This is a genomic window from Paenibacillus sp. RC334, from assembly GCF_030034735.1.
In the GTDB taxonomy this organism is placed as follows: Bacteria; Bacillota; Bacilli; order Paenibacillales; family Paenibacillaceae; genus Paenibacillus; species Paenibacillus terrae_A.
In genome coordinates, this window is record NZ_CP125370.1 from 582,777 (window position 1) to 602,851 (window position 20,075).

At 44.3% G+C, this 20,075-nt stretch carries 18 protein-coding genes and 3 pseudogenes; 17 read left to right on the top strand and 4 right to left on the bottom strand.

Features of this window, described 5'->3' with window-relative positions; all coding sequences use genetic code 11:
* Nucleotides 1–135: 135 nt before the first annotated feature.
* The 11 genes from QMK20_RS02875 (at nucleotide 136) to QMK20_RS02925 (ending at nucleotide 9,324) form a co-directional block, all read left to right on the top strand.
* A complete protein-coding gene (locus QMK20_RS02875) occupies nucleotides 136–855 on the top strand; it encodes a hypothetical protein (RefSeq protein WP_283654511.1) in 720 nt (239 codons plus the stop codon).
* A gap of 38 nt (nucleotides 856–893) precedes the next feature.
* Entirely contained in the window at nucleotides 894–1,295 is a 402-nt protein-coding gene (locus tag QMK20_RS02880) for a GntR family transcriptional regulator (RefSeq protein WP_283654512.1), read from the top strand.
* A gap of 26 nt (nucleotides 1,296–1,321) precedes the next feature.
* Nucleotides 1,322–2,230 carry an ATP-binding cassette domain-containing protein gene (locus QMK20_RS02885; protein WP_283656182.1) on the top strand — a complete coding sequence of 303 codons (909 nt, stop codon included), beginning with the start codon at nucleotides 1,322–1,324 and terminating at the stop codon, nucleotides 2,228–2,230.
* Complete coding sequence (locus tag QMK20_RS02890; RefSeq protein ID WP_283654513.1) at nucleotides 2,227–3,129, top strand: ABC transporter ATP-binding protein; 903 nt, start codon at nucleotides 2,227–2,229, stop codon at nucleotides 3,127–3,129. Before QMK20_RS02885 ends, QMK20_RS02890 begins: the two co-directional genes overlap by 4 nt.
* Nucleotides 3,122–4,450: an ABC transporter permease gene (locus tag QMK20_RS02895; RefSeq protein WP_283654514.1), complete on the top strand. Its 1,329-nt coding sequence runs from the start codon at nucleotides 3,122–3,124 to the stop codon at nucleotides 4,448–4,450. The genes QMK20_RS02890 and QMK20_RS02895 overlap by 8 nt, the downstream gene beginning before the upstream one ends.
* A gap of 496 nt (nucleotides 4,451–4,946) precedes the next feature.
* Nucleotides 4,947–5,306, top strand: coding sequence for a hypothetical protein (locus QMK20_RS02900; RefSeq protein WP_283654515.1), 360 nt, complete (start codon nucleotides 4,947–4,949; stop codon nucleotides 5,304–5,306).
* A 23-nt stretch (nucleotides 5,307–5,329) separates the two neighbouring features.
* Nucleotides 5,330–5,536, top strand: a complete 207-nt coding sequence (locus QMK20_RS02905) for a hypothetical protein (protein ID WP_283654516.1) — start codon at nucleotides 5,330–5,332, stop codon at nucleotides 5,534–5,536.
* Nucleotides 5,537–5,594: 58 nt separating this feature from the next.
* Complete coding sequence (locus QMK20_RS02910; protein WP_283654517.1) at nucleotides 5,595–5,927, top strand: Imm8 family immunity protein; 333 nt, start codon at nucleotides 5,595–5,597, stop codon at nucleotides 5,925–5,927.
* Nucleotides 5,928–6,407: 480 nt separating this feature from the next.
* Complete coding sequence (locus QMK20_RS02915; RefSeq protein ID WP_283654518.1) at nucleotides 6,408–6,605, top strand: preprotein translocase subunit TatA; 198 nt, start codon at nucleotides 6,408–6,410, stop codon at nucleotides 6,603–6,605.
* An 892-nt stretch (nucleotides 6,606–7,497) separates the two neighbouring features.
* Nucleotides 7,498–8,073 (top strand): TetR/AcrR family transcriptional regulator, encoded by a 576-nt coding sequence (locus QMK20_RS02920; protein WP_283654519.1) that lies wholly within the window; start codon nucleotides 7,498–7,500, stop codon nucleotides 8,071–8,073.
* Between the two features lie 210 nt (nucleotides 8,074–8,283).
* A complete protein-coding gene (locus tag QMK20_RS02925) occupies nucleotides 8,284–9,324 on the top strand; it encodes an NADH:flavin oxidoreductase (protein WP_283654520.1) in 1,041 nt (346 codons plus the stop codon).
* A gap of 277 nt (nucleotides 9,325–9,601) precedes the next feature.
* Here QMK20_RS02925 and QMK20_RS02930 read toward each other — a convergent pair whose 3' ends face one another.
* A complete protein-coding gene (locus QMK20_RS02930) occupies nucleotides 9,602–10,525 on the bottom strand; it encodes a helix-turn-helix transcriptional regulator (RefSeq protein ID WP_283654521.1) in 924 nt (307 codons plus the stop codon).
* Between the two features lie 89 nt (nucleotides 10,526–10,614).
* Between QMK20_RS02930 and QMK20_RS02935 the strand changes: the two genes are divergently transcribed.
* The gene (locus QMK20_RS02935) at nucleotides 10,615–12,048 is read left to right on the top strand and encodes a glycoside hydrolase family 1 protein (protein WP_283654522.1); all 1,434 of its coding nucleotides are present in this window, start codon (nucleotides 10,615–10,617) and stop codon (nucleotides 12,046–12,048) included.
* A 312-nt stretch (nucleotides 12,049–12,360) separates the two neighbouring features.
* On the opposite strand, the pseudogene QMK20_RS02940 reads toward QMK20_RS02935, so the two are convergent.
* Nucleotides 12,361–13,395 (bottom strand): annotated as a pseudogene (locus QMK20_RS02940) (IS630 family transposase).
* Nucleotides 13,396–13,472: 77 nt separating this feature from the next.
* Here QMK20_RS02940 and QMK20_RS02945 point away from each other — a divergent pair.
* Complete coding sequence (locus QMK20_RS02945; protein ID WP_283656183.1) at nucleotides 13,473–14,459, top strand: aldo/keto reductase; 987 nt, start codon at nucleotides 13,473–13,475, stop codon at nucleotides 14,457–14,459.
* Between the two features lie 135 nt (nucleotides 14,460–14,594).
* Nucleotides 14,595–14,930, top strand: a pseudogene (locus QMK20_RS02950) (TetR/AcrR family transcriptional regulator); the annotation flags it as partial.
* Between the two features lie 179 nt (nucleotides 14,931–15,109).
* Here the strand turns inward: QMK20_RS02950 and QMK20_RS27310 are convergent.
* The gene (locus QMK20_RS27310; RefSeq protein ID WP_349361948.1) at nucleotides 15,110–15,379 is read right to left on the bottom strand and encodes an SDR family oxidoreductase; all 270 of its coding nucleotides are present in this window, start codon (nucleotides 15,377–15,379) and stop codon (nucleotides 15,110–15,112) included.
* Between the two features lie 23 nt (nucleotides 15,380–15,402).
* A pseudogene (locus QMK20_RS27525) lies at nucleotides 15,403–15,863 on the bottom strand (SDR family NAD(P)-dependent oxidoreductase).
* A gap of 870 nt (nucleotides 15,864–16,733) precedes the next feature.
* Between QMK20_RS27525 and QMK20_RS02970 the strand changes: the two are divergent.
* The 3 genes from QMK20_RS02970 to QMK20_RS02980 all read left to right on the top strand — a co-directional run bounded on the left by QMK20_RS02970 (nucleotide 16,734) and on the right by QMK20_RS02980 (nucleotide 19,964).
* Nucleotides 16,734–18,131: a DHA2 family efflux MFS transporter permease subunit gene (locus tag QMK20_RS02970; protein ID WP_283656184.1), complete on the top strand. Its 1,398-nt coding sequence runs from the start codon at nucleotides 16,734–16,736 to the stop codon at nucleotides 18,129–18,131.
* A gap of 18 nt (nucleotides 18,132–18,149) precedes the next feature.
* Entirely contained in the window at nucleotides 18,150–18,587 is a 438-nt protein-coding gene (locus QMK20_RS02975) for a DUF1064 domain-containing protein (protein ID WP_283654525.1), read from the top strand.
* A 108-nt stretch (nucleotides 18,588–18,695) separates the two neighbouring features.
* Nucleotides 18,696–19,964 carry an acyl-CoA dehydrogenase family protein gene (locus tag QMK20_RS02980; protein ID WP_283654526.1) on the top strand — a complete coding sequence of 423 codons (1,269 nt, stop codon included), beginning with the start codon at nucleotides 18,696–18,698 and terminating at the stop codon, nucleotides 19,962–19,964.
* Nucleotides 19,965–20,075: the final 111 nt, after the last annotated feature.

Here is a 20,075-nt window from a genome sequence, read left to right on the forward strand (position 1 = left end):
CAGATGTGATTCTTAGTTTATATACTGTGTATAAAGATATATACAGTAATAACACTTAATACTGTGACGGTAGCTCAGAAGTCATTGAGGCTGAGACGTCGTTACGGACAGTGCAGAAGGGATCAGGATAAGAAAATGACAATCATGAAGCAGGCATGGATGATCACTCGTCAGGATTTTCGCAATAATCCTTATGTAATGCTGTGGACGTTACTGTTTATTATGTACCTGGGGTTTACCATGAGCTTTGTTGTAAGTATGCAGTTGGGTGAGAGTGGAGCCTTGAATCCGGCAGCCGATTTTGTCATGCTGGTGCTGATTCCGTTTCTCGGATTCATTTATAACCGACGTACATTCAAATATTTGCAGGAAGATTCCTATACGCGCATGCTGGCTTTTCTCCGCATATTGCCTATACCAGTGAGTGCGGTGATTATGAGCCGAATTCAACAGGCGGTTTTGGCGTTTATCGTGAATAGCGTGGTATTTTTTATCCTTCTGTTTACAATTTCAGGTACACTTCGGGTATATGCTGGCACGGGCTTTTTTGTATCGTTTGCGCTCACCTGGATCGGTTACGGGATGCTGATTCAAGCCATTTATATTTATTTGGAGTTTCTTAAAAATGGAAAGGGCTATTTCTGGCTATCGCTTGTGATCATGCTGGTTTGCGGAATAATCGCGATTGCAGTTCGAATATACGGGGTGAACCTGGTATCGACGACGGCATATTTCAGCAAGGAGTGGCAGCTATTATCTCCGCTGATGTGGGGAGCGCTGGCAGCAGGAGCTATCGGCATGTTCGTGTCCTATCGGATGACACTGCGCAGGCTCGTGAAGCGCGATCTGGCTTAGGGGGCGTGTATATAAAGATCAATAAGGGGGAGAAGCAGGTGAACATACCGGTGCAAATTGATGAGAATAGCGCGGAACCGCTGTATGCGCAGATTGAAAAGCAGCTTCGTTCACTCATCGTGACCGGGCAGATTGCAGCAGGAACGCTGCTTCCCTCCATCCGGGAGTTTGCGGGGACACTCAGTTGTAGCGTGATTACCGTCCGGCGGGTTTATCAGGATTTGGAAAACGAAGGTTTGCTTCGTACCCGGCAGGGAACGGGAACCTTCGTAGCTATGGTCGAGGAAGATATGCGCTCAGGCTACCGCCTTAAAGCGGTGACCGAGGCACTGGAGACGGCGATTGATACAGGCGTGGCGGTACAGATGACGGAACAGGAATTGTTGGAGCTTTTCGCAGACATGGTGAAGAGAAAGTATGAAGTCCAAGCGAAGGAGTGAAGCCCGTGGAAACACCAATCATTGAGATGAGCCAAGTCTATAAAAAGCGGGGAAACCGGGAGATCGGACCGATTAATTTGACGATTGAACCGGGATATGTGATTGCTTTGGCCGGACATAACGGATCAGGGAAAAGCACATTGCTGCATCTGCTAACCCAGCTTATCCACCCGGATTCCGGTGTAATTCACTGGTTCGGTCAGGCGTATCCAAATGGTATGTCCGTAGATACGCGGCAGTGGGTTGGATATGTGCCGGAGCAGCCGACCCGTGAGGAAGACCGACTTACAGCAGAAGCAGCAGCGGCTTTTCGGGCATTATGGTATCCGGGCTGGGACGAAACGCGTTTCAAGCGGTTGCTGGAACGCTTTCAGGTCCCGCAGCACACGAGATTATCGCGTATGTCCAAGGGTGAGCGCCGCAAGTTTGAACTGGCTGCTGCCTTGGCACCTCATCCCCGTTTGCTGCTGCTTGATGAACCTTCGTCTGGATTGGACCCTTTTGCATGGAAGATTATGCTGGAGGAACTGCGGGATTGTATGGAAAACGGCAAAACGACGGTTATTATTGCCACTCATATCATGGAAGAGATCAAGCGCCTGGCCGATTATATTGTCCTGATGCATGAAGGAAGGCTGCTCGGTAAGCTGGAAAAGGACCACCTGCTCGAAAATAGCAAGGAAATGTGGTTTGAGGGGACGCCGGAGGAAGCATCGGAGCTGCCGGGAGTTATAGAGACAGAGAGCGAAGGCGGATTGCAGCGAATTGTAACGTTGGCAGCCGGAGAAGCTAGCGCGATATTGGAGCAGGCGGGCATTCGCCCGATTCGTATACGGAGTCTGGAGCTGGATGATATTTTATGGCATTGGTCTGCGGGACAAATCCCGGGAGGTACAGAGATTTTAGGGGAGAAAAAGGGGGCTGGAGATTCATGAGTATGCTGCAATTGGAGCAGGTTGTGAAGCAATATGGCAACCACACGGCGGTTAACGGCATTTCGCTGAATGTGAACGGCGGAGAGATTTACGGACTGCTGGGAGGCAATGGAGCAGGCAAAACGACAACGATGCGCATGGTACTTGGCCTAATTTACCCTGATGGCGGAAGCATTCAATATGAGGGCAAGCCATATAGCAAGGAGCTTCAACGGACGATGGGTTATTTGCCTGAGGAACGAGGGTTGTATCCCAAGGTAAAGGTGAGCGAGCAAATTAACTATTTAGGCAGGCTACGCGGAATGTCGTCCAAGGATGCGGACAAAAGTCTGCGCTATTGGCTGGAACGCTTCGGCGTGCCTGAATATTACAATAAGCGGATTGAAGAGTTATCCAAGGGTAATCAGCAGAAAATGGGCTTTATTGCAGCCGTTGTGCATCGCCCGACGTTGCTCATTTTGGATGAGGCATTCAGCGGGCTTGATCCTGTGAACGTCGAGCTGCTTAAGGATACGGTGAAGGAGCTACGGGACGACGGGGCTGCAATTTTATTTTCGACTCACCGGATGGAGCATGTAGAGGAGCTGTGTCGCCATATTACGATTTTGCATCGTTCGAATACAGTTGTGCAGGGAAATGTGCAGGAGATTAAAGGTCGCTACCCGCGTGAAAAAGTTCGTCTCATCACGACTGGCGAAGTGAACGGACTGGAACAACTGCCCGGCGTGCGCCTTGTAGAGCGAATGGACCAGGGCTGGATGCTGCATATTGAACAGCCGGATGCGGCCAAGTTGATTTTACAAACGGCGTTGGAGCAAACGGATGTAGAGCATTTTGAAATTAAAGAGCCTACGCTGAATGAAATTTTCATACGAGAGGTGGGTGATTCTCATGAATAGACTGGGTACGGTTATCAGTTTTACGTTTCGCCAGAAGGCGAGAACCAAATCTTTTGTCATTACAACGCTGGTGCTGGCATTGCTCATTACCATTGGCATGAATCTGCCGTATCTGATTTCTTTGTTTAAGGGAGAAGGAATGGGTGGTGCAGGGGGTTCCGGTAAATCCGCTGCTGAGCATCATCGTCTGGGACTGATCGCTGGAAGCCGGACTGAGATCGCGGATCAACTGGAGCAATTTACGAAGGCTCAGTCCAATCCGGCAGCTACCTGGGTGCGTTATGACAACGCACAAGCTCCCGCAATGCAGCAAGCTTTGAAAGACGGGGGGCTGCAAGGCTATGTGGAGTTTACACGGCCTACCGCAACGGGAGAAACTTTTCCCAAGGTAGAGTACGTATCGGTTGAAAAAGAGCCGTCCCCGGCTGTAATCACATTGCTGCAAACTGGACTTCAGGAGGCAAAGGTCAAGGCTATGATCGGTGTGAATACCTTGACCAGTGAGCAAGTCCGTGAAATTAGTACGCCTGTTACCGTGCACAGTCGAGAAGTGAACAGTCCCTCTGAGACAGGTCGTGCTGCCGGAACAGAGGACAAAGAAGCTTCCATGATTAACTATGGCTTGGTCTATGTACTCATGATTTTGTTCTTCACCTCGTCGATGATGACAGGCAATATGATTGCCTCAGAAGTGACTTCGGAAAAAAGCTCACGCATCATGGAAATTCTCATCACGAGCGTATCGCCTTTGACCCAGATGTTTGGGAAAATCATTGGTATCTTTCTGGTGGGCTTGATGCAAATTGCTGTTTTTGCCGCTGTGGTGTGCGCCAACCTTATGCTGCCGCATAACAGCGTTATCCTCAGCTCGGCTGGGCTGGATCTGTCGCAGTTGAATACCACAGTGCTTGGATATGGCCTGGTTTTCTACATCCTCGGTTACTTCCTGTACGCGGTATTGTTCGCTGCTGTCGGCTCCATTGTCAGCCGTACCGAAGAATTGGGGCAGGCGGTCATGCCGATTACCATGTTGTCACTGGCAGCCTTTTATATCGGTATCTTCAATATCGCCGCACCTGATACGATGTTCGTCAAGGTCGCCGGGTATATTCCGTTTTTTTCGCCGACCGTCATGCTGCTGCGGATTGGTCTGGAGCGGGCGAGCCTGCTGGAAATCTGGCTGTCACTTGCCATTCTGGTCGCATCCATTCTGTTCTTCGGCTGGCTAGCCGCCAAAATCTACCGTACTGGCGTCTTAATGTACGGCAAGCGTCCTTCGTTCAAGGAGCTGCGTAAGGCGATGAAGGCGTATAAGATATAGGATTGAATTTGATTTGTGTGTGTGGTGTCATAATTATTGAGAAATGAATATTTATGAATTGATATACATTAGTGAAGTTGTTGTATGGTGTCTGAGTAGAAGAAGGTGTCAGAGAAATGGACTATTTGAGGGGACGGCTTTAAAATGACAAAAGAAAAAAATTAAAATACGCTGATGTTGTTGAGTACGGTACTACTGATTGTGTTTGGGATGGCCATGAGTACAACAGGTTCAATGCTAAAGAAGCCGTTCAGGGAGGAATGATGGGCTTGGAAGCCTTACGTGGGACTGTGGTCGTTCGGTAAAAGAAAATAATTTCTTCGAATGGGTGGGTTCAATTGCGAACCTACCTTTTTTTCATTGAACACAGCTATGGTTCTTTCTGTAAACATCTGTCCGATACATACATAAGGATGATTTATTGTTAAATATACCCTTAAAAATTATGATTTCACATATCATTTATATTAGATTTCGGTTTAAGATAACCAGCTACTTGATACGTACAGCCTGTGTAAATGCGGAGGAACAGAGGGCGCGCGAACGGCATGCGATGATGGATTTTCTCGGCAAGGTGTGGACGAGTGCCAGGGGGTATGGAGAAGTACAATCCATACATGACTTTATCAACTATGTAAAGGGAGTCAATCAAGCTTCCGTACAAGCCTATAGCGATATTCCTTCTGATATACGAGAACGATGGTATCAAAGAAACGTGGATCAAGAATTTGAAAAGGCGCTGGATGCTTATTATAATAAGCAGGACCCCTTCACAGATATAGTCTCATTAATGGAACATCAACGGCAGACAGGCAACCATTTCCGATATAGTGACAGAGCTTTGATGAGTTTCTAGGCAGTTCTACTCGTACAGAGGCAATGAATGCTGGTAAAGCATGGGTAGGTGAGGGTGCTAAAGATATTATTGATAAAACGACAGGTGAAATTATTGGTTTTTCAAGTGCAGATGGAATGAGGGCTTTTAGAATTCAATTTAAGCCAGGAGAAAATATGGTAAGAGCAAATTTCCAAGAAAATATCATGATTAGGACAGAACGTAATTATAATAACTATAATAAGACATGAGCACCAAAGCAAATTAGAAATGTTCATATCGATATTTTGGATTAGGAGAGTAGATTAAATGCTTATTATAAAGGCTCTAACAAAGATATATGAGGACTGGGGTGATGATATAGACGATTTTTATATTACTTATCATATAGATATCGGTCCTAAGGACATAAATGGAGCATCAGACTTGTTTTCATTCGAATTAATTAGTCCTAAAGGGTTAGAACGGATGGTAGGTCCAGGTGATGTCATAATCGGACATGGTCATTTTATTACAAGTGACTTTAATGAAAAGATACTTGAAGCAACTTTGAATCGTATTATTAATAAATGCACAGATGATGATATTAATAAAGCATACAATAATCTCTCCAAATACTTTCGTTGGGAGATGGATGAGTAGTAACACATATAACCCATGTAATACCCGTAAAAAGATTTCCCCATTATGTTTGTACGCACATTAATACCTTAATTTTATACCCTAAATAACGTAATAGCGTTACATTGAACAGGTTGATTATGGTCAAATACTACCATGGTTGATCTGTTTTTTCATCTGCTGTACCGCCACAACCCATGCGCACCATGCACCGTCAATTAAGCGGGCAGCAGATAGCGAAGCCAAGCAAAATTCGATTATTCTTACCCTTGCTGATAATGAACCGATCGGAGTAGCATCCAAATAGTGTGACGAGATGCGGAAATCTAATCGAATCTATTCGGGGCTTACCGTTATTAACTAGGCTGTCTTGTTATTAATGAGTAATTCTGATGTGACAAATACAAGAGTCTTCCTAATGCTTCTGTATGTCTGGGTGTGATTCCTGCCTGTAGAGTGTCTAACCTATAAGGGAAAACATCTCGAAAGGAGAATACGTTCATGAATCATCCTGTTAAGGAATGTATTCAGAAGTTAGGGCTAACTCATCGGGCGTTTGTTGTCCTGTATGACATCTCATGGGAAAGGTTTCGTAGTTGCTTGTACGGTTACACCAATTCCATCTCCCGCGCCATCCTGAACGTCATGATACATAACAGCTACGATGAACAGGAAGCACAACAGAAATATCTGTTATGACGAAAGTGGAGAGTACAGCAAGAGGTTCTATCTGATTCAAAATCGTCAAGCTTGCTAATGAGTACATGGTAGTTGAAGAAGTATGGGGAAATGCTAAAGGTTCGGATGGCAGAATTACGCAGGGTGGAATTATGTATAAATACGATATGAATATGGAAATAATGGTGTAATGTGAATTATTTATAAGTAAAATCCAAAGATATTGAGTGGCATGTAGTACAATGGAACAAGGTTTTATATGGTGAAATTGTTTTTATTGCCAGTAATTTGATATAAAGTCGTGCAAAAAGTTAAATTAAGTAACACTAACAACAATAGAAGGGGAGAAAGTCTGGTGGACGAGAAAGTTAAATATATTAATGAGCTGTTCAAATATTTAACACAAAATAATGATACCAAAGAACATCAAACCTTTTTTGCTCTATTAGACAACAGACAGTAGGCATTCACTACAGCGAGGAAGCGATTTTTTTTACTCATAACTATCTATTTAAAAACTATCTAAATAAATATACAGTTAACAGGCCTGCAAATCGATTATCTACACTCATAGCTGACCTTACGTCTATACAATTCGGCGAATTTAGTATTATCGGCCTACTCAGAGTTTAGTAGAAGCTGATTTTTTTATATTTTGATCTACCGCTAGTCATAGAAAACGTAAAGTCTCAACCATAATTATATAAAATACAAAAAGTCTCAAGTTACGATATAATTAATCTCATTTGTAAGCATAAAAACAGCCTATTTTATGCTTTTTTAGTCTCATTTATAAGAATTACTCACACCTTATCAGGCTTCAACTTTTATGGGTTTATTGAGAATGATCACCAAATAGATGAAGAGATATTTTATTGTTGACTACATGGTCAGGAAGTGATAGTTTTACCCTATGAGCAGACCAAGAGAATTTGATGTCGATCGTGCATTGCAGCAGTCTATGGAAGTGTTCTGGAATCAAGGATTCAAGTCAACCTCTTATGAGGATCTTACTCGTACGACAGGGGTCAAGAAGCAAAGTTTGTATTGTGTATTTAATGACAAACGCTCATTGTTCCTCAAAGCGCTGGCACTCTATCGCGAACAGAGCGTAGGGAAATTGAAGAAGATCGAAGCACAAGCCTCATCTCCGCTTGATAAACTGGATTCTTTGCGCCATTCACTTTTAGACGACGAATCCGGCTGCCAAGGATGTCTAATGGTGAATTCCTCACTGGAATTCGGAACAGATGACGAGCAGGTCACGCTAGAAAATGAGCTAATGTTAGAAGAGGTTCAACAGATTTTAGAGAAGATCATCCGTAACGGTCAGGAACAGCAGTTAATTTCGAACCGTTTTTCTAGCAAAGAGCTTGCAGCTTATCTAAATAACACCATACTGGGTGTAAAAATTATGGAGAAATCCGGTTCATCGCGTGAACAGATCGAGGCGGTCTTACGTACGTCTTTTGCCATGATGTTGCCTTGATCTTTTTTTTGTCTCATTCTTGACTTTGTAGTCAAGAACTGATGCATTGTTGTAGTGAAGGACGGTTTAACGATGAAATTTGAGGAGGTGGGGCTTTTCGATAAAGTTCTTTGAACGATTCATCTGTAAGTCAAGCTGATATTAACATGGGTCATGGCCGGTGAAGCGATCTAAGCATTTTATAAAAAAACTAAATTTTTGGAGGCTATTATGAATTATTCTCAATCAGTAGAACCGCTGTTCCAACCTATAGAATTAGGAAACTTGAAATTATCCAATCGGATTGTGATGGCACCGATGACTCGTCAATTTTCTCCGGACGGTATACCAGGTGCAAATGTCGCTTCCTATTACCGCCGCAGAGCGGAGAACGGTGTGGGTCTTATTGTGACAGAAGGAACGGTAATTAATCATCCGGATGCATCCAATCAAGTTAACGTGCCGCACTTTTATGGCGGAGCTGCACTAAATGGCTGGGCGAACGTAGTGTCAGAGGTACATGAGGCTGGTGGACGGATCATTCCACAGATCTGGCATATGGGAGCTAAAGGTCATGTTGGCGATTATTCGGAAGCTGAAATTACTGAAATCGTCCAGGCATTTGCACAGGCAGCTTCTGAGGCGAAGCGTCTTGGGTTCGATGGTATTGAGTTACACGGTGCGCACAGCTATCTGATTGATCAATTCTTCTATGAGAAAACCAATCCGCGTACAGATCGTTATGGTGGGGATATGCTTGCACGCACACGCTTTGCAGTTGAAGTCATTGAGGCTTGCCGTGAGGTAGTTGGACCGGAATTCCCGATTGTTCTGCGTTTATCGCAATGGAAGACTGATGACTTCCAAGCTAAATTGGCAGAAACTCCGGAATTGCTGGAGCAATTCTTGGCGCCACTTGTTAATGCGGGCGTCGATATTTTCCACTGTTCCACACGACGTTTCTGGGAGCCGGAATTCGAGGGCTCTGATCTGAACTTTGCCGGATGGACCAAAAAGTTGACTGGCAAACCAACAATTACAGTTGGATCTGTTGGCCTTGACGGTGAGTTCACAAGTCTTTTCACCGAAGGAAAAGGAGCCAATAACGTCGGTATCGATGGACTGGTTCAACGACTTGAGAATGAAGAATTTGACTTGGTGGCAGTTGGACGTTCGCTAATGGTCGATCCTGCATGGGCTAAGAAAATTCGTGAAGGACGTATAGACGAACTGATTCCTTTTACTTCAGAAGCGACTAAAGTACTTACTTAAGTAATATACCATATCTCTTGGATCGGTTTGGCGACAAAGTCAACGCCGAGCTTGCAGGAGGGGTTAAACGCTCCAAAACTGCAACGGAGGCTCTTCAGTTTATTTTTGGCTTCATGATTTATGAATTAGTCTGCTCTAAGAGAGTTAGTTTGTAAGAAACATCGCTACCTATGTCGGAGGACGAGAACTTTGGTATCATGCCTGTTTTGATGATAACCTAATTACACTAGGAAGCGACGATTTAAGTACAAGGTTAATCCAAATGTTAAATATGAAATCAAAAGGTGATCATTTGCAAATGTTCTACCGCATCGATATGTCGTCTGAGCAGTTCCTGCCGAATATGGGGAGGTTTAACCACGGTCAACTCCGCTCCAAATGACATCAGGAACGAATACAATTGTTCCCCCTCATGTACTTCCAGAGAGACGTGCAGCCTGCCATCAGGTTGCTTTTCAATCCGGGAGGGTTCAAAAAAATCATGCACTCTGTATGCAATGGTACTAGAGAATATCAGTTTCATGGAAACTGGAGGACTGGTAACGTGTTTTTCGGAGACCCTTAATCCCGCTGTCATGCTCTGATCGAGGGGCTTTGACAGCAGTTTGAGCTCAGAGACCCTTTTCATCTTGAAAGTCTGTGCTTCTGTAATGCTCGGCGTGCTCTGACCGTTACCTTTGAAGTACCAGGTGTTATTTTTGAATATTAATTTGACAGGTTCGACGGTCTCTAAACTTGGTTCACCATTGGAGTCGATATAATGAAACGTCATAAGCTGTTTCGTGAGTATGGCCTGCTTCACCTGATTGAACAGTTCTCTCTCCTGCAGTGAAATGCTGCGCCAGGGGGAGAAATCGAATTCGATCCATTCCAGCTTGTGATCAAACATCGCGGTCAACCGTTTCAGCATATGGGCACTGTTGAGATGAGGGATGGCACTGACGCTGTATAGTCCAAGCAAAATTTCATTTTGATCGTCTTCGGACAAGAGAGACTTGTCCATGACAAAGTTGTCCATAAGATGAATGCCGCCATGTTTTCCGGTTGTGGTGTACACAGGAATGCCTGCTGCACTCAGCCTGTCGATATCACGGTACACCGTGCGCACGGATATTTCGAACAAACGGGCCAGTTCCGGGGCGGTCGCTTTCTTTTTCTCCAATAACAGCAGCATCATTCTGAATAATCGGTTATTTTCCATGCCATGATTATACCATGACAGAAGGTGTCAGGGTATGGATGTTACACTAGTTTTGAAGTCTTGATGAGACATTGGAGGAGGAACTGGTTATGACAATGAAAGATGGATTTTTCTGGGGTGGAGCAACGGCTGCCAATCAATTTGAGGGTGGATGGAACAAGGGCGGCAAAGGCCCGAGCACTTCCGATATGATGACAGGCGGAACCCACACGACACCGCGGCGGATCACGCCTGTACTTGAAGAGGGAACGTATTATCCGAGCCATGAAGCGGTTGATTTTTATGGACATTACAAAGAGGATATTGCCTTGATGGCCCAAATGGGATTTAAAATGTTCCGCATGTCGATCAACTGGTCAAGAATCTATCCGAACGGTTACGATCTGGAGCCGAACGAAGAGGGATTGCAGTTCTACGATAACGTTTTTGCCGAGTTGAAAAAGTACAACATTGAGCCGCTGGTGACCATTTCCCATTATGAAACGCCATTCGGTCTGACCGAGAAGTATAACGGCTGGGCATCACGGGAAGTTATCGATTGTTACATCCGATATTGTACAACCCTCTTCAACAGATACAAGGATCAGGTTAAATACTGGCTGACCTTCAACGAGATCAACTGTCTGACGATGCCGTTGGGGGCTTATATGGCCGCAGGTATTCTGTTCGAAGGCAAAGAGACGCTGACAGATGGGGTCGATGATCCGCAGACCCGCTTCCAGGCGCTGCACCATCAATTTGTGGCAAGTGCGAAGGCGGTCAAGCTAGGGCATGAGATCAACCCCGATTTCCAAATCGGCTGTATGGTCGCTTTCATGACAACGTACCCGAACACATGCAATCCGGACGATATTTTGCTTGCACAGCAAAAGGACCAAATTTCGAATATGATCTGTGGTGATGTGCAGGTCAGAGGGGCGTATCCCGGGTTTGCCAAACGCTTCTTTGCCGAGCAGGGAATCCGTATCGAGATGCAACCGGAAGATGAACAGACACTGCGGGAAGGGTGCGTGGATTTCTACTCCTTCAGCTATTACATGTCCATGGTCGAAAGTGCGGATGATTCGCTGGAGAAAACAGGCGGTAATCTGCTGGGCGGCATCAAAAATCCATATCTGGAGTCGTCCGACTGGGGATGGCAGATCGATCCAAAAGGTTTGCGTTACACGCTGAATCACCTGTATGACCGTTACCAGATTCCACTGATGGTGGTAGAGAACGGCCTGGGTGCTGTAGATGTGGTGGAGGAAGATGGTTCAATTCAGGATGATTATCGCATTCAATATTTGAGAGGTCACATTGAACAAATGAAGGAAGCGGTAGCAGACGGCGTGGAGCTCATTGCTTATACGATGTGGGGTTGTATCGACCTGGTTAGTGCTTCAACAGGCGAAATGAAAAAACGCTACGGCTTCATCCATGTTAACAAAGACAACGATGGCAATGGTGATCTGAGCAGAACGCCGAAGAAGAGCTTCTACTGGTACAAAAAAGTCATTGAATCCAATGGCGAAGAACTGTAGCCAAATTTGTTTTTGCCCAAGCACAAGAATAGAATGCTTAAGAAACCGTGATAATTGCGGTTTTTTTTGTTTTCTCTATAGGGGTTGTTCAGACAGCAAATTTTATGGCTAGCTGCAAAAGGACAATAAACAGAACCTCGTTTGGGGCCCCCGCAACAAACTGCTGGTTTAAAAGGTTCTCATGAGAAAGGCCTGTTTCCCATCTTGGTTGTGTTCGGCTGCAACGATACAGCGTGTTCGCGGAGATGCCCAAGATGACCTTTTCATTGCCAAATTGTTGGAAATGACTTGCTATATAAAGCGCACTAAAGATTATAACCTAACAAGCAAGCGATCAATGGTTTCTTTCGGGTGCTTGTTCAGTCGATTGATAAATTTCGTGACGTGGAGACGAATCTGGTAAAATTTTTTTGAAAAATACGTTGTTAATGACATCACTTTTGAGCCACTTCCAGACGCCCTCCATGAGTTGAGATCGGGGCTGTAGGGCGGCAAGAATACAAGCTCCAAACGACGGTGTTTCTGTAAAAAAGGTTGGAGCGCCCGGGCATGATGGATGCGACTATTATCCAAAATAAGGACTATTTTCCCGGTCGGGTAAGCTTCCAGCAGCATCGTCAGAAAACGAATCCAGGCGTCCACATTCGCTTGTTCGACTTCATAGTGATGGACTTGCCCCGTCTCGTAGTGGATCGCACCAAACAACTTGGCTCCTTCATGCTTGCCATGGGTTTGAATCTGTTGCTGTTTTCCTTTCGGAAACCAGTTATATTGTAGCGCCTGATACGCCCGGATTGTGGACTCATCATCAAATAACAGATGGTCGATGTCTCCATCCTCCAGTTTGCGTTTCAACTGCGGGAATGTGACATCCCGAAACACGGCCTGCTCCTGTGGATCTGCTTTGGCTAGGGTATACGTTGCTTTGGTGAAGCTAAATCCCAGTCGTCCCAACACTTTGCGAACACCGCGAACGCTGTATTCCTGTCCAAACTCACGCCGAATCCAGGCGGCGATTAAGGCCAGTGTCCAGGTGTACCTGGCTTCAAAACCGACATCGGCGGGCCGCTTGCTCACCAGCATTTCGGCAAGTTGTTCGTGCTGTTCCTCGCTCAGCTTTGGTGGCTTTCCTGGTGAATGCTTCATAGGAAGGCCTTCCAATCCATAGGTTTGGTACAAATCCCAATACTTGCTAATGGTCTGGCGAACCAGACCTAACGTATGTGCAATTTCAGTAAACGACTGTCCTTCGAGGTGAAGGCGGACAGCCAAATAGCGTTCATATAGCCGTTTGTCATGGGTATGCTTCATGGCTTCGTTTATTTGATCCATTTCGGATGAACTCATGTGTTTCCCCACCTTACATTTGGTCTTACTTTTAATTACCCAATTGAAGGATCGTTAACTTCTTTAGTACTTTTTATATAGGTACAGGTACATTTGGTTTTTGGGGGAACAATACGGAGAAAGAAGCTGCAGTCATACTGGATGAAGCTTTGGCTGGAGGAATTAACCTGATCGATACTGCGGATGTCTATTCAAGTGGTCAATCCGAAGAAATTTTAGGTCACATTCTAAAAGGACGCAGACAGGATGTCATTCTGGCCACTAAAGGCGGTCTTCCCATGGGCAGTGGACAAAATCAATCAGGAAATTCAAAATATTGGATTAAACGAGCAGTAGAGGATAGTTTGAGAAGGCTGCAAACCGATTATATCGATTTGTATCAACTGCATCAGCCTGATCTCGATACCGATATTGAAGAGAGTCTTGGTGCACTTACGGATCTGGTCAGTGAAGGGAAGATACGCTACATTGGTACATCCAATTTTCAGGCATGGCAAGTGACCGAAGCTCAATGGACTAGCGAACGCAAAAATGTAGCACGTTTTGTCTCTGAGCAAGCCCCGTATTCCATTTTAAACCGAAGTATCGAATTCGATCTGCTTGCTGCCACAGCAAAATATGGAATGGGTGTTTTGGTTTGGAGCCCACTTTCGGGTGGCTTATTAACGGGAAAATACCGTTCAGGAGAAGCTGTCGCCCCGGATTCAAGAGCAGCCACCTTCGCTGGACGCTTAAAATCTGTTGTTGACCCTAGTCGAGAAGAAAACCGCATCAAGTTTGAAGCCATAGCCAAACTCCAAACACTTGCAGATGAAGCAGGATTAACTTTACCGCATCTTGCCATGGCATTCACACAAGCTCATTCGTCCATTACTTCTGCCATTGTTGGGGCAAGAACAATTGAACAACTCCGGGAAACGTTAAAGGGTAGTGACATCCGATTAAGTAGCGATATACTGGATGCGATAGATGCCATAGTTCCACCAGGAGTAACCCTGGATGCGATGGAAAAAGGATGGACGCCCGATTGGTTACAAGCAGACAAACGAAGAATCCTTCGTTAAGCATTTAAATAGGTCTCATACCTGTAATGCTCACAAAGAATAAAATCAAGCGCCACGCTTGATTTTATTCACGTTTTACTCTCTAGTTTGCCGATCGTTCACTTCAATGTAAAATGAATGCATGAGGTGATTACAATGGCAAGATCCAAAGAATTTGAAATTAATGAAGTATTAGATAAAGCGATACACCTGTTTTGAGTGCAAGGTTACGAGAAAACTTCAATGCAAGAATTAGTTGACTTTATGGGAATTCACAGAAGAAGTATCTATGATACTTTTGGTGATAAGCATGCCTCATTTATGAAGGCACTCCAACGATATGAGGCTATTCAAAATAAAAAAATGAAATTCCTGGTTGAAAAGCAAGAACCGGTAAAGGGATTAATTCGACAATTTTTAGAGTCCACAATGAGGAAAGAAGGAGAACGTCAAGGGTGTTTCATCGTTAATTCGGGCGTGGAGCTGGGATTAACCAAGAACGTATTCAATTTGGTCTAAACCATAAGGTCCGGTTGAATACCGGACCTAGGCTGCTTAATTTAACTTCGTTTTCGTTATTGCCCGCTTTGGACTTGCAAAGTGCCAAGGCCATTACAGTCGCTCTTCCTGCTGGAAGCAATACTTATCTCATCAGAAAAAAGCTCAGCATCTCATCTGAGCAGATTATGAATTCTAGATTGCAGTTCCCCGTCCACATTTATTGTGGCTCCGGTAATATAGCTAGCTTCTTCGCTAGCTATGAAAGCTACCATACTTGCAACTTCTTCAGGAGTTCCATACCGACCAAGCGCAATAGAGCGTGCATATTCCAGTGCAGCTGGGGAGTCAGCGGGATTCATGTCTGTATCAGTGGCCCCTGGCTGAATATTGTTAATCGTTATTCCCTGGGGACCCAGATCACGCGCCAACGCACGAGTCAGACCAGCTAAAGCCGCTTTTGAAGTTACATAAAGAGTATGGTTGGAAAGGGATTGTTTTGCGAATTAAGACTGCCAATATTAATGATTCGTCCACCGTGACCCATCTGCGGTGCAACCGTCTGTACTGACAGGAAGATTGACCGAACATTGACGGAAATCACATGATCAAATTCATCTGGGGCAATCTGTTCGTATGGTTTACGGATGGAAACTGCGGCATTATTGACAAGGATATTGATATTTCCAAATGCATTTATCGTTTCAGTAATTGCAGCACGAATATCTTCAAATTTGCTACTATCCGCCTTCAAAGCCAGGGCACCCCTCCTTCTGCTTCGACTACCTTGACTAATTGTTCAGCTCGTTCTTGTGAACTTGAGTAAGTAAAACCTACTGACGCACCTTCTGCAGCAAGTCGTTTTACGATAGCAGCCCCGATTCCACGCGATCCTCCAGTAACAAAAGCGACTTTCTTCGTTTCCATTACATTTTTCCTCCATTCATAGCAGCTCAGTTAATCTCATTCTCAAAGAGACGTTTCAACGTGGTCCTCTTGAGTTTTTTTCAATATATCCATTGTCAGGCACAGATATCTATTCACATCAAGAAGAAGGTTGGAACTCCATAGATTTTCGGCTGTTAAAAATGGTGTTTTTTTTATTGCTGCTGTTGGTAAAATATCAGGCTATCTGTCTAGCTCTTAAAGAGAAGGGGTAAGACAAGCAAGCAATTGGGCGATCCCGAGGAGGATTAAGCGCGAAAATTCACGCCGTGGTCGATGCGCTGGAACCCACTTCGTTTTGAATGGACAGAGCGACAAGCCCATGATTCTGTCCATGGATACGAAATGCTCCAGACCATGAAACTACACCAAAGGCGACAGAGCATAAAAAAAGTGGCATCCATTTCCGAGTTTGATAAGGCGATTGAGCAGCCTTTCATTTGTAGGTCGAAAAAAAAGGGGGTTGACTTTTTTCTTAGTTGGGGGGGGACTTGACACGCGTGTGCTATGATCAAAAAGCTGAAAGTTCTCTTCTACTCGACAGGTCCGATATTTTTATCAAATGTGGCTGAAGTTGAGGCGGTGGCTATACTGTTCGCTTCCGAGTTTACTTTTTCAGTGGGTTTTAGAGAGAGAATGAGATAAATATACAAGAGGAGGTGCAGATATGAAAATAACTCAATGCGCTGCCTGTTACCGTGGTTCTGGTGAACGCGCTTACTAATATAAAAATATCCCGTGCTGCGGATAGTAATGCAGTGAAAATTAGTAAGAAATAGAGGAGTGAAGGTTTTGCAATCAGGTACTGTTTCAGAACAGCAATCGGTTCCAAATGTTAAAGTTTTACCTATCATGTTTTCGTTAATGCTGGCCGGTATAATAGGTACGTTTAATGAAACTGCAATTAATATAGCTCTTAGCGATTTGATTAACCGTTTTGCTATTACCGAATCCACAGTCCAGTGGCTAAGTAGTGGTTATTTACTCACACTGGGAATTTTAGTTCCGCTTTCAGGATTGTTGATCCAGTGGTTTACCACGAGGCAACTTTTCTTAGCCTCACTCATTATCTCAAGCGTAGGTTCAGCTATTGGAGGCATGGCCGGAAGTTTTGAAATCCTGTTGGTAGGACGTATATTACAAGCCGTAGGAGCGAGTCTCCTGTTCCCATTGATGTTCAATACAGCTCTAATCATATTTCCGGCTGAGAAACGCGGATCAGCGATGGGCCTGGTTACGCTTGTTTTCACGGTGGGACCTGCTATTGGTCCAACCATCTCGGGTCTATTGCTCGATAAGCTGAGTTGGCATTGGATATTTTGGTTGTCTTTAATGACCCTCCTGATTGCTTTGCTTGTTGGCGCCACGTATATAAAGAATGTATCACCAATAACTAAACCACGTATCGACCTTTACTCTTTGATCTTGTCAACCTTGGGTTTTGGGGGTGTCGTGTACGCTGTTAGTACAGTTGGAGAAAGCGATCATGGCTGGAGCGACTCCAAGGTCATTGTATCCCTAATCATGGGCATTGTAGCCTTGATACTATTTGTATTCCGGCAACTGAACATGAAGGAACCGCTTATGAACTTAAGAACGCTTAAAAATCCGATGTTTGTTATCGGTACATTGCTGGTGTTCGTTTGCATGATGTCTGAAATGTCGGCCATGTTCATTCTTCCGATGTTTATGATTCGCGTTCTTGAAATAAGTGCTCTGAAGGTGGGTCTCATTCTTCTTCCGGGCAGTATCCTTTCTGCTGTTCTTTCCCCCGTCATTGGGACGCTCTTTGATAAATTTGGAACCAAATTTCTGGTTGTTCCCGGTTTGCTCTTAGCCGTGGCCTCACTGTGGTTCTTTTCTAGTATCACGACGGCATCCACGATTACTTTGATTGTGATACTGCATTCCTGCCTAATGATTGGAATTGTAATGGTATGGATGCCTTCTCAATCGAATGGGCTTAACCAGCTTCCTGCCGAAATGTACCCGGATGGAACGGCAATAATGACTACGCTACAGCAGATTGCTGGGGCTCTCGGATTAGCAGTAGCGGTTAGCGTTATGACAAGCGGAGTAGCAAACTTTATGAAGGATGTACCTAACCCTTCAGACCCGGCTAATGCAATACTGGCATTGACTGCAGGCATGCAGAACGCACTTTTGTTCGCTATGTTGATTGCCGTTGCTGGGCTTGTTCTTGGAGTGTTCGTTAGACGAGTGAAAGTCGCCAAATCAGACTGGTCATAATGAGGTGAGCCTATGCATATGTCTGAAGCCGATCTCATGGAGCTCCTTACATCGAATCCTCATGTGAAAATTCGAGAACAAGATCAACGGTTGGTAAAACCTCGGGAGCCATTGCCTACTCAACGCCCCACATTTGATAGCGAAGCGGAGGAGCGCTTCTATAATAAAAGAATTGTTCCTTTGACTATTGCAGGTTTCCTCCATAAGCTGGAACTGCATAAAACCTTTGAGATTGTGGAGGCTGTGGAGCATTGCGGCAAGAAATATAAAAAACGTGTGTATACACCGGACTTCTTCATGGAACTCAAAGATGGCTCCGTTGAAGTCGTCGAGGTTAAAGGCCGTATCATCAAAAAACTGCAACGAGATTATCCTCTTCGGCGTCAGCTTTTTATTTTAAACTACTGTCTTCCAAATAACTGGAAGTTTATTGAGGTGCACGATGATGAGATATAGAGTGGAAATGGCCCCATCTTGATCGGAGCATTATAGAGTAGTTTATGAGTCATTTTATCTCTGAATCCATATCAAAACCTAATACGTGTAATGAGGAGAGTGTTTCTATTGTCAACCTTAAGTAAAGTAGTTCAACTTACCGCTGAAGAGCAAAAACTTCTCCAGAATGCGACGGAATTAGTTCCATTGCTAATGGAATATGGAACAAAAATTGATAAAGACATGCATATACCCGAAGAGATTATTGAAAAAGTTTCAAGTGCAGGACTCTTCAAGCTTAGAACACCGAAAAAATACGGTGGATATGAAGTGAGTATTCAAGCCATGATTGAAATTGTTTCAGAAGTGGCAAGAGGAAATGGCTCCGTGGGTTGGGTGGTTCAAAATATAAATGGAAATAACTATAGTTCATCGCAGCTACTGCCCACAGAAGTTGTTGATAAGATTTTTAAACAAGAAAAAGAGGTGAAATTTTGTTCGGTACTACAAGCCATTAAAGCTGTTGTGAAGAAGGTGGATGGAGGCTATTTGGTTGAGTATGGTCGTTGGGCATTTGGTTCTGGGTCAAAGCATGCAACCCATGCATTGTTAAATTTAAAAGATGCTAGTGCGATGCAACAAGACCCTAAAATGAAGCTGGCCGTTGTTCCAATGGATGAAATTAAAATTATCGATGATTGGCATACGATGAGTTTAAAAGGGTCGGCAAGTAATAGCTTAGAAATGAATTATGTCTTTATTCCCAATGAATATGTTGCTGACGAAAATTTCGAGGAAGTGGATGAGACTAGGTTACAGCATTTACAGGGGGAAGATCGATATAAGCATTATTTATTTCTGATTACCAGCATTACAACAGGTATAAGCACTATTCTTGGGCTTGCAAGAGGGGCAGTGGAGCACTTTATTGAAAGGGCACCTAACAAGGGAATAGCCATGACCATTCACAGATCGCAGGCAGAAGTTGGACATATTCAGTACAAAGTAGGGCTGGCAGCTATGAAGGTTGAATCCGCACATCTTCATATCAATCGATCCATCGACATTCTAGAGGATTATGTACAACGTGGGGAACTATTAAGTCAGGAAGATTTTGTACAAATCCAAACGGATATTGGGTATGCTGCTATGTTGTGTTCGGAAGCAGTTGAAATGCTAATGGTAGAAAGCGGCGGTAGCGCAATTCTGGATTCGAACCGATTATCGCAAATATTCCGTGACATTAGAGGCGGAGCTAACCATGCGTTTACCACAGCTTCTACCTGTCTGGAGCTATACGGGAGAGTACTTTTGGGATTACCGCCACAGCATATTGTAACAATAAGCAGTGCGCATTTAGTAAGAAATCAATCTGTTCAGCAGGAGCAAGCATACTAAAAAATAACAATAATATCCGGTAGTCCAATTGGAAATTCCCGAGATAATGGTGTCATCAACAATCGTACTAGCAATTATATCAATTCCAATTAGTACGAGAATCAAATATTA